Origin of the sequence: Moorena sp. SIO1F2, from assembly GCF_010672755.1 — a bacterium.
In the GTDB taxonomy this organism is placed as follows: domain Bacteria; phylum Cyanobacteriota; class Cyanobacteriia; order Cyanobacteriales; family Coleofasciculaceae; genus Moorena.
Genome location: NZ_JAAHFV010000296.1, coordinates 1 through 8,110, shown reverse-complemented (window position 1 = coordinate 8,110; position 8,110 = coordinate 1). Strand labels below are relative to the sequence as shown.

Below are 8,110 nucleotides of genomic sequence, written 5' to 3'. Positions count from 1 at the left end.
TGTATCTAGTACCACATCCGCAATGCCTAAGTTGGCACGATGAACCGCTTCCGTAGGTACTTCTGGTAGAAACCGGAGGCGATTCATCGTGCCAACTTAGGCATTGCGGATGTGGTACTAGATACCTATCCCTACAATGGAGCCACCACTACCCTGGAAACCCTCTGGATGGGTATTCCCCTAGTCACCCGAGTGGGAGAACAGTTTGTTGCTCGCAACAGTTACACCATGATGATGAATGCGGGAATAACGGAAGGCATTGCTTGGACAGATGATGAGTATATCGAGTGGGGGATTCGCTTAGGTAAAGACCCTGCTCTGAGACAACAAATTTCCTGGAAACTGCGACAATCTCGACAAACTGCGCCCTTGTGGAATGGTAAGGAATTTACTCGGGAAATGGAAAAGGCTTATTTGGAAATGTTAGGGAGATAGGGAGTAGGGAGTAGGGAGTAGGGAGTAGGGAATCGGGAATCGGGAATCGGGGAGATAGACCCTTTGGGGTATAAATCTGCTGTATCAAAATCAAGCCCTTGATCATCTCACCAAGAGAACGAGTCTTCTGTTTACCTTTCACCCGTGATCTGTCTCCATTGTTCCTGAAACGTTGAAGTAGGACTATTTCCCTTTATTTGTTCAACAAGTCGATCCGTTTCAATGGTGTGACGGTCAATTTCTTCCTGATACTCAAAATAGTATGCCATTGCCCCATGAACCTGGGCTAAGGACAGATCATACTTGTGAGCAATTTCTTCTAAAGATTCTTTCATCTCCAAATACATTTCAGCAATAGCAGCAACAGGCATTCTTGTCCCAGCGATGCGGGGTTTACCATAACAATAGTCAGGATCTATGGCAATATATTCGGTAGTTATTTGTTGGATAGACATTTGTCTGATTTTGATTAAAAGATAACCGTATTAATTATAAGCAAAAGGCAATAGGCATGCTAGCAAAAGGCAATAGGCATGCTAGCAATAGGCATGCTAGCAAAACTGATCTGACTCCCATCTCCCCATCTCCCCATCTCCCCATCTCCCCATCTCCCCATCTCCCCATCTCCCCATCTCCCCATCTCCCCATCTCCCCATCTCCCCATCTCCCCACACCCCATACCCCACACCCTACTCCCTAAAGAATTTGTTACAAAAATTTTTTAAATATGTTATACTATAGCGTTTTTTATGTTATACTATAAAAGTGGATGAAAAACGTCCATGGGAAGAGCCAGCCTACTGACAGTCCAAAATCTCTAGGCTGGCTCTAGATCGCCCCATAAAAGGAGACAACCCAATTATGACTTACTATCACCGCCTACACCCGTGGGCCATCGTTCGCCTGTTACCAAAGATGCAGCGAGTTGTTGTTGGTCGCTTTCGCAATCGTTCTGATGCGGAAGGGCATTTAAAGGCTCTGAAACGATTAATGCCTGATGCTGAATTCATCATTGTTTTTGATCTAGGCGATCTTCCTAGGGATGAAATGTAGAATTAAGAATGTAGAATGTAGAATTAAGAATGTAGAATTAAGAATTGAGAATTAAGAATGTAGAATTAAGAATTGAGAATTAAGAGGTTGTCTGAGAAGTCTCATTTGCTACATCTAAGCCCCCGTTGGTCCCCCAATTTTGGGGGCTTTTACCAGCAAATTGATTCTTTTTCCCCCCAGAATTGGGGGGCTAGGGGGGCAAAATTCAGTATCAAAAAACTTTTCAGATCTCCTCTAAGAACGCAGAAGGCAGAAGGGAGAAGGCAGAAGGCAGAATTTCCAATTCACCATTCATTCTTCATTCTTCATTCTCCATTCTACTTGGTGGTGCGTTACGGGGCGGGCTATTCCAATACTGGCCCTCGAAGTTAAAAATGAGGGCAAGCCCGCCCCTAACGCACCCTACATTCTTCATTCTTCATTCTCCATTCTAAATTCTTCATTCTAAATTCTAAATTCTCAAAGGAAAGCACTATGCTATTAAAAGATAAAAAACGCTACTACACAGCAGACGAGTATTTAGAACTAGAAGAAGCTGCTGATTATAAAAGTGAATATCGGGATGGAGAAATTTTACCGATGGCTGGAGGCACTACAAATCATAATAAAATTGCTCTGAATTTTGCAGCTCACTTGAAGTTTGCCTTAAAAGGACAAGCATACGATATCTATATCGGTGATGTACGATTGTGGATACCTGATTATAGCCAGTATACCTATCCCGATACTATGGTAATTCAGGGGAAACCCATCTATACCGGCAAAGGTAAGACGACTGTCATGAATCCCTTGCTAATTGTTGAAGTATTATCCAAATCTACTAGAAACTATGACCAAGGAGAGAAGTTTCTCTACTATCGCTCAATTCCCCAATTTAAGGAATATATATTGATAGATCAGGCCAGATATCATGTGATTCAACATACCAAAACCAGTGAAGGACAATGGTTACTTACTGAGCAAACTTCAGAAGCAGCAATTCTGGAATTAAGTACTATCGACTTTAAACTTAACTTTAGTGATATTTACGAAGGGGTTAATTTTGAAGAGGATGATGAAACTTGTCAAGTTTAAGGTTAAAAAGTTGAAAGTTGAAAGTTGAAGGTTTAAGGGTTTAACTTTTTCTGTTCCCTATTCCCTGTTCCCTGTTCCCTGTTCCCGATTCCCGATTCCCGATTCCCGATTCCCGATTCCCTAAAAAGCGTTATCGTAGTTTTGGTTAAGGCAAAAGAAGCTTCTCTGACTGGTATGTATCTCACCCATTTCGGCGCAAACAGCTGGCTACTGGAACTCCCAGAGCAACGAATTCTGATTGACCCCTGGTTAGTAGGTTCATTGGTCTTTGGCAACCAACCTTGGTTCTTTAAAGGGGACAAACCGGAAGCACTTAATAGCATTCCGGATAAAATTGACCTAATTTTGCTCTCCCAAGGCTTAGAGGACCACGCCCATACGCCAACCTTGGAAAAATTAGACAAAACTATTCCAGTGGTTGGCTCTACTAGTGCAACAAAGGTAGTCAAACAGCTAGGTTATACCCAGGTAACTACCCTTACTGCTGGTGAAACCGTTGCGTTAGGAGATCACATAGAAATCCGAGCCTTGCCAGGAGCACCCATTGGTCCATTCCAGCAGGAAAATGCCTATCTGATCAAGCAGTTGGATAGTGGTAAAAGTCTTTACTACGAACCTCATGGCTATCCCCCTGCTGAAGTCAAGGATTATGCCCCAGTTGATATCGTGATTAGCCCAGCCGTGACCTTAGAATTACCGTTACTAGGGCCAGTCATTCAAGGCCATAAAACAGCACTGCAGTTGGCGCAATGGTTACAACCCCAAGTCTTTCTGCCCACAGCAGCCGATGAAATTGTAGAGTATCAAGGGGTTTTGGCTTCTGTGCTGCGGGAAGTGGGGAGTCTCGAAGAATTGCGATCGCAACTCCTCCAGCAGAACCTGCCTACCAAAGTCATCACTCCCAAACTAGGGGTTTCGTTGGAGTTATAGGAAGGGAATCGGGAATCGGGAATCGGGAATCGGGAGAAGAGAAGGGGGAGTGTGGGAAGTGTGGGAAGTGTGGGAAGTGTGGGAAGAGGAATGTGAAAACGCTAGAGTAGCATAGTGTCCCACATCAACAGCTAGGAGATCCAAAATGCTGGAGTTGTATCAATTTGAATTGTCCCAATACTCAGAGAAAGTACGACTGATTCTGGATTACAAAGAGCTGGACTATCGCAAAATTGAGGTAACCCCAGGAGTAGGACAGTTAGAACTATTCCAACTGTCTGGTCAAAGTAAGGTACCAGTGCTAAAAGATGGGGATACCGTGATTAGCGATTCCACTGCGATCGCAATGTATTTGGATCGCAAATATCCCGACAAACCCATCATCCCCAGCGATCCCAAAGAACGAGGACTCTGCTTACTGATCGAAGAATGGGCAGATGAATCCATTGGTACCAAGAGCCGGAAAGTGGTCTATGGCGCATTGAGTCAAAATCCCGACTTCCGCAAATCGGTCTTACCGAACCAAACCCCGGATGTGCTCAAAACAGTAGTTGGTTCCGTACCCTCGGAATTTTTAGATATTCTAGGGTTTGGTGTCGGTTGTGGCACTGATGCCGTCAAGGAAGCCAAAGATGGTCTCAAGCAAGACCTAGAAGCCTTGAGTCTATTGCTCCTGGATAGTCCTTATCTAGTCAGCAACTCCCCTTGCTTAGCAGATTTTGCCGTAGCCGGTTTAAGTCTGCTCCTGAAATTCCCCGATGGGAATTATCTCGATATCCCCCAGCAATATAAAGGTCAAGGGATTCCTGGCTTTGCCGATAGTAACCTCTATGAAACCTTTTTTGCTTGGCGCGATCGCATCTATGCTGATTATCGCAAACCTTTAGTTTCCGATAGTCCCAGTGATTCTCAACCCACATCAATTGATATCGAGTAATCATAATTGACCCTAAGCCGTCAGCGGTTAGCCGTCAGCCGTCAGCGGTCAGTGGTCAGTTTGACCCGATGGTGCGTTACGGGGCGGACTAGCTTGCTAGCTTGCCTATTGCCTAGAAAAGTGGTGCGTTACGGGGCTACTGGCGCTGGACCTTGAATATGATGGCAATCCCACCCCTAACGCACCCTACTCCCTACTCCCTACTCCCTACTCCCTACTCCCTACTCCCTACTCCCTACTCCCTACTCCCTACTCCCTACTCCCTACTCCCTACTCCCTAATAACCCAAATGATTTAGGATTGCAATAGTCCTGGCAATTGTGGTAATGGATTTAAGTCAACCTTTAGGTTCAGTTATTCAAGGCTCTCTGTCTGCTGGATTGGAAGTGCGATTACACCCCGATGTCTCCGTAGAAGATATGCGAGTGGGGAAATTTCTGGTGGTTCAGGGAATGCGATCGCGTTTCTTCTGTATGCTCACCGATGTCTCTTTGGGAACCTCCAGTCAGCGGATTCTGGTTAATCCTCCTAATCCCAATGATGACTTTCTACGGGATGTACTCGCAGGTAGTGGCACCTACGGTACGATTAATTTAACCCCGATGCTAATGTTTACGCCACAAAAATCCCAGTCACAACCGCCAGTGGAACTAAATGGAAAAAGTCCCTTAGGCTCCTTTCAAGCTCAAAGTAGCGAAGAGATGGAATTGTTACCAGTAAAAACAATTCCCAGCCATTTTTCTCAAGTATACGATGCCAGTGAACGGGATTTTCGGGCAGTCTTTGGCTCAGAAGATGACCCCCATCGCCGGAATTTTTCCATTGGTCAACCCCTTGACATGGAAGTCCCCATATGCATTGACTTAGATCGGTTTGTAGAACGCAGTAACGGGGTTTTTGGTAAATCTGGCACCGGTAAATCCTTTCTAACTCGGCTATTGCTATCTGGGATTATCCGTAGGCAAGCAGCAGTAAATTTAATTTTTGATATGCACTCGGAATATGGCTGGGAAGCCGTATCGGAAGGGAAACAATTTAGTACAGTCAAAGGATTGCGTCAGCTTTTTCCATCCCAGGTACAAGTTTATACCCTCGACCCAGAATCCACCAGACGACGAGGGATTCGGGATGCCCAAGAGCTTTATCTGAGTTATGACCAGATTGAAGTAGAAGATATCAACCTAGTCCGAGGAGAGTTAAATCTTTCTGAAGCTAGTCTAGAAAATGCCATTATTTTACGCAATGAATTTGGCAAATCCTGGATTGTGCAACTGCTCTCCATGACCAATGAAGAAATCCAGGAATTTTGCGAAGTAAAACGAGGCAACAAGTCCTCAATTATGGCATTACAGCGCAAATTAAGCCGATTGGATGAATTAAAATATATCCGTAGTGCTTGTCCCCATAATTATGTCAAGCGAATTTTAGAATCTCTCGATGCTGGGAAGCATGTTGTCGTAGAATTCGGTTCCCAATCCAACATGCTTTCCTATATGTTAGCTACTAATTTAATTACCCGTCGTATTCATAGCAGTTATGTCAGAAAAGCCGAGATATTTTTGCATTCAAAAAATGCCAGCGATCGCCCCCGTCCCCTAGTGATTACCATTGAAGAAGCCCACCGTTTCCTAGATCCAGCCACAGTAAGGCAAACAATTTTTGGGATTATTGCCCGTGAAATGCGCAAGTATTTTGTAACCTTGTTAGTCGTAGACCAGCGTCCTTCTGGAATTGATAACGAAGTCATGTCTCAAATTGGAACTCGGATTACCTGTTTGCTAAATGATGATAAAGATATTGAAGCAATTTTTACTGGGGTGTCTGGTGGCCAAAGTTTGCGTTCGGTATTAGCCAAGCTCGATTCTAAGCAACAAGCCTTGATTTTAGGACATGCCGTACCAATGCCAGTCGTAGTCAAGACTCGTGCTTACGATCAACAATTTTATCAGGAAATTGGGGAGCTAGATTGGCAACAAAAGTCCGATCAAGAGGTATTTTTAGCCGCCCAATTAGCTAGGGAAGATATAGGGTTTTGAGATCAGCCGTCAGTGGTCAGCGGTCAGCGGTCAGCTATCAGTGGTCAGTGGTCAGTGGTCAGTGGTCAGCCGTTGGCCTTTGGCACCTCAACTAGCGTGGCACCTCAACTAGCGTGGCACAGGCTTCTAGCCTGTGTGACCCATAAGCTGTTCGGTGTAGCGTGGGCGTAGCCCATAAGCTGATAGCTAATATAGCAATCCGTGTAGGAATTGCTGAGAATTTTGTTCCCTACTCCCTACTCCCTACTCCCTACTCCCTGTTCCCAGATCCGCTGTTCCCTGTTCCCTTTGCTATAGCTGATAGCTGATAGACGAACTTTTCTAGTATGCTGAAGATATGATGCCATAAGGCTTACGATATCTAGCAAATGCCCGATCTGGTAACATCAGGGCTTAATTCCCCTGTGATTCATCCGGGGGATAATTTAAAAGGAGATTAAAACTTGAGGAACCAAAATCCACAAAATTGGCAATCTTTAGTGGGGGGGATTATCGCAGCATTAGTTATTCTCCTCACCTTTAATTGTTTTGTAATTATCAATCCCGGTCAGGCTGGAGTCCTTAGTATTTTGGGTAAAGCTAGAGATGGCGCTCTGCTTGAGGGTCTCCACTTCAAACTGCCCTTCGTCTCTATAGTCGATGTGTATGATGTCACCGTACAGAAGTTTGAAGTCCCAGCCCAGAGTTCCACAAAGGATCTTCAGGATTTGACCGCTCGATTTGCCATCAACTTCCGCCTCGATCCCAGTCAAGTGGTTAGCATCAGGCGAAAACAAGGAACTCTACAGAATCTAGTGGCGACAATTATTGCCCCTCAGACTCAAGAGTCATTTAAAATTGCTGCCGCACTTCGTACTGCTGAAGAATCGATTACCCAACGGAGTCAGTTAAAGGAAGATTTTGATAAGGCTTTGGGCGAACGGTTAGCCAAGTATGATGTCCAAGTATTGGATACTAGTGTCATTGACCTGAATTTTTCTAGGGAATTTGCCAAGGCAGTTGAAGAAAAACAGGTAGCTGAACAACAAGCCCAACGAGCTGTTTATGTAGCACAGCAGGCTGAGCAAGAAGCTCAAGCAGAAATTAATCGCGCTCAGGGTAAAGCAGAAGCTCAACGACTTTTGGCCGAAACCCTCAAAGCTCAAGGGGGTGAACTGGTGCTCCAGAAAGAAGCGATCGCAGCTTGGCGAGAAGGTGGGGCTCAGATGCCTAAAGTTCTCGTTATTGGTGGTGATAGGAATAGCAGTGTTCCCTTTATCTTTGACCTAAACAACGTACCTCAATAGCATCAAAATGTCAATAAAATTATCAAAAACTCTTTAATTTAATGCTAGTTACTAGTGAGACGTTTGATAGTTTGCAGTTGAGTATTAGTAGTTAAATTACAACTACAAAAACCCGTTTTCTAGATAGAAAACGGGTTTTTTAAAAATAAATTGATAGCAATCGAAGTAAAGCTTAATATCATGTCAGGATAATTACCCTTAATAAAAACCTCGCCCATCTCCCCATCTCCCCATCTCCCCATCTCCCCATCTCCCCATCTCCCCATCTCCCCGCGCCCCCGCCCCTTAACTTTGATTGGCCTCTAGAGTAATCGAAGCATTGTCTATGCCTTGAATTGTGCCATTGCCAATGATGGCAA

Annotated in this window: 12 protein-coding genes and 2 pseudogenes; 9 read left to right on the top strand and 5 right to left on the bottom strand. The window is 44.6% G+C overall.

Annotated elements, in window-relative coordinates:
- Positions 1–84: 84 nt before the first annotated feature.
- Positions 85–435: pseudogene (locus F6J94_RS25925) on the top strand (hypothetical protein); the annotation flags it as partial.
- Here the strand turns inward: F6J94_RS25925 and F6J94_RS25920 are convergent.
- The 3 genes from F6J94_RS25920 to F6J94_RS25910 are packed head-to-tail and all read right to left on the bottom strand — an operon-like array spanning position 389 to position 1,083.
- Entirely contained in the window at positions 389–577 is a 189-nt protein-coding gene (locus tag F6J94_RS25920) for a hypothetical protein (protein ID WP_293045428.1), read from the bottom strand. The pseudogene F6J94_RS25925 and the gene F6J94_RS25920 sit on opposite strands and share 47 nt — an antisense overlap.
- The gene (locus F6J94_RS25915) at positions 567–890 is read right to left on the bottom strand and encodes a DUF433 domain-containing protein (RefSeq protein ID WP_293045426.1); all 324 of its coding nucleotides are present in this window, start codon (positions 888–890) and stop codon (positions 567–569) included. Before F6J94_RS25915 ends, F6J94_RS25920 begins: the two co-directional genes overlap by 11 nt.
- 34 nt (positions 891–924) lie before the next feature.
- Positions 925–1,083, bottom strand: coding sequence for a hypothetical protein (locus tag F6J94_RS25910; RefSeq protein ID WP_293045424.1), 159 nt, complete (start codon positions 1,081–1,083; stop codon positions 925–927).
- Between the two features lie 213 nt (positions 1,084–1,296).
- Here F6J94_RS25910 and F6J94_RS25905 point away from each other — a divergent pair, with 213 nt between their 5' ends.
- The 3 genes from F6J94_RS25905 (at position 1,297) to F6J94_RS25895 (ending at position 3,492) form a co-directional block, all read left to right on the top strand.
- Positions 1,297–1,488 (top strand): hypothetical protein, encoded by a 192-nt coding sequence (locus F6J94_RS25905; RefSeq protein WP_293045422.1) that lies wholly within the window; start codon positions 1,297–1,299, stop codon positions 1,486–1,488.
- Between the two features lie 474 nt (positions 1,489–1,962).
- Positions 1,963–2,562 (top strand): Uma2 family endonuclease, encoded by a 600-nt coding sequence (locus tag F6J94_RS25900; RefSeq protein WP_075906794.1) that lies wholly within the window; start codon positions 1,963–1,965, stop codon positions 2,560–2,562.
- Positions 2,563–2,736: 174 nt separating this feature from the next.
- The gene (locus tag F6J94_RS25895; RefSeq protein WP_293045430.1) at positions 2,737–3,492 is read left to right on the top strand and encodes an MBL fold metallo-hydrolase; all 756 of its coding nucleotides are present in this window, start codon (positions 2,737–2,739) and stop codon (positions 3,490–3,492) included.
- Here the strand turns inward: F6J94_RS25895 and F6J94_RS25890 are convergent.
- Positions 3,487–3,636: a hypothetical protein gene (locus tag F6J94_RS25890; protein ID WP_293045419.1), complete on the bottom strand. Its 150-nt coding sequence runs from the start codon at positions 3,634–3,636 to the stop codon at positions 3,487–3,489. The two genes, F6J94_RS25895 and F6J94_RS25890, sit on opposite strands and share 6 nt — an antisense overlap.
- Position 3,637: 1 nt before the next feature.
- On the opposite strand from F6J94_RS25890, the gene F6J94_RS25885 reads away from it, so the two are divergent.
- The 5 genes from F6J94_RS25885 to F6J94_RS25865 all read left to right on the top strand — a co-directional run bounded on the left by F6J94_RS25885 (position 3,638) and on the right by F6J94_RS25865 (position 7,751).
- Positions 3,638–4,429 (top strand): glutathione S-transferase family protein, encoded by a 792-nt coding sequence (locus tag F6J94_RS25885; protein ID WP_293045416.1) that lies wholly within the window; start codon positions 3,638–3,640, stop codon positions 4,427–4,429.
- A 158-nt stretch (positions 4,430–4,587) separates the two neighbouring features.
- Positions 4,588–4,710: a hypothetical protein gene (locus F6J94_RS25880; RefSeq protein ID WP_293045413.1), complete on the top strand. Its 123-nt coding sequence runs from the start codon at positions 4,588–4,590 to the stop codon at positions 4,708–4,710.
- A gap of 45 nt (positions 4,711–4,755) precedes the next feature.
- Entirely contained in the window at positions 4,756–6,465 is a 1,710-nt protein-coding gene (locus tag F6J94_RS25875; protein ID WP_293045410.1) for an ATP-binding protein, read from the top strand.
- A gap of 161 nt (positions 6,466–6,626) precedes the next feature.
- Positions 6,627–6,773, top strand: a complete 147-nt coding sequence (locus F6J94_RS25870; protein ID WP_293017662.1) for a hypothetical protein — start codon at positions 6,627–6,629, stop codon at positions 6,771–6,773.
- A 135-nt stretch (positions 6,774–6,908) separates the two neighbouring features.
- Positions 6,909–7,751 (top strand): prohibitin family protein, encoded by an 843-nt coding sequence (locus F6J94_RS25865; protein ID WP_293045407.1) that lies wholly within the window; start codon positions 6,909–6,911, stop codon positions 7,749–7,751.
- A gap of 178 nt (positions 7,752–7,929) precedes the next feature.
- Here F6J94_RS25865 and F6J94_RS25860 read toward each other — a convergent pair.
- Positions 7,930–8,110 (bottom strand): annotated as a pseudogene (locus tag F6J94_RS25860) (hypothetical protein); the annotation flags it as partial.

Bases quoted from the DNA above. Each gene is read 5' to 3' on its own strand.
- F6J94_RS25875 (WP_293045410.1), top strand. From the start codon at position 4,756: ATGGATTTAAGTCAACCTTTAGGTTCAGTTATTCAAGGCTCTCTGTCT.
- F6J94_RS25885 (WP_293045416.1), top strand. From the start codon at position 3,638: ATGCTGGAGTTGTATCAATTTGAATTGTCCCAATACTCAGAGAAAGTA.
- F6J94_RS25900 (WP_075906794.1), top strand. From the start codon at position 1,963: ATGCTATTAAAAGATAAAAAACGCTACTACACAGCAGACGAGTATTTA.
- F6J94_RS25915 (WP_293045426.1), bottom strand. From the start codon at position 890: ATGTCTATCCAACAAATAACTACCGAATATATTGCCATAGATCCTGAC.
- F6J94_RS25895 (WP_293045430.1), top strand. From the start codon at position 2,737: ATGTATCTCACCCATTTCGGCGCAAACAGCTGGCTACTGGAACTCCCA.
- F6J94_RS25880 (WP_293045413.1), top strand. From the start codon at position 4,588: ATGATGGCAATCCCACCCCTAACGCACCCTACTCCCTACTCCCTACTC.
- F6J94_RS25905 (WP_293045422.1), top strand. From the start codon at position 1,297: ATGACTTACTATCACCGCCTACACCCGTGGGCCATCGTTCGCCTGTTA.
- F6J94_RS25910 (WP_293045424.1), bottom strand. From the start codon at position 1,083: ATGGGGAGATGGGGAGATGGGGAGATGGGGAGATGGGGAGATGGGGAG.